Raw genomic sequence first — 519 nt, 5'->3', positions numbered from 1 at the left:
TCTGCAGCCCATCCGCATGTCCCTGTCCTGGGGCATGGAGGGCAAGAGCGCCCGCCCGCCGCGCCGCCGCATCGCCTATGAGCGCCTGCTGCTGGACGCCCTGAACGGCGACTCCACCCTGTTCGTGCGCCGCGACGAGGCAGAGAAGGCCTGGGAGTGGGTCGACGGCGTATCCGCCGCCTGGCGCGCCGCCGAGATGAAGCCCGAACCCTATGAGGCGGGAACCTGGGGCCCCTCCGGCGCCTTCGATCTGATGATCCGCAACGGACGGGCGTGGAATGAGTAGGATGCAGGATCACGAATCCCTCTCCCGCTGGGAGAAGGCTGCGCGCAATTTTCAGTACCGCTCATCCCCTCGAAAGCGGGGACCCAGTTCTGTCCAGCTTGACGCTGGCGCTTCAGGACCGGCGATCAGCGAATTATCGTTGTCCGCTTCAACACCCAAAGCACTGGGTCCCCGCGTTCGCGGGGATGAGCGGAAAATTTTGAGCTATCGGCGGCTATGCGAATATCTCCGAC

At 64.7% G+C, this 519-nt stretch carries 1 pseudogene; it reads left to right on the top strand.

Going from position 1 to position 519, the window contains the following annotated elements:
* Nucleotides 1-286: pseudogene (locus C0461_RS14405) on the top strand (glucose-6-phosphate dehydrogenase); the annotation flags it as partial.
* Between the last annotated feature and the right edge of the window lie 233 nt (nucleotides 287-519).

The organism is Brevundimonas sp. (assembly GCF_013823285.1).
GTDB lineage: Bacteria > Pseudomonadota > Alphaproteobacteria > Caulobacterales > Caulobacteraceae > Brevundimonas.
This window is presented reverse-complemented; position numbering and strand designations above follow the sequence as displayed.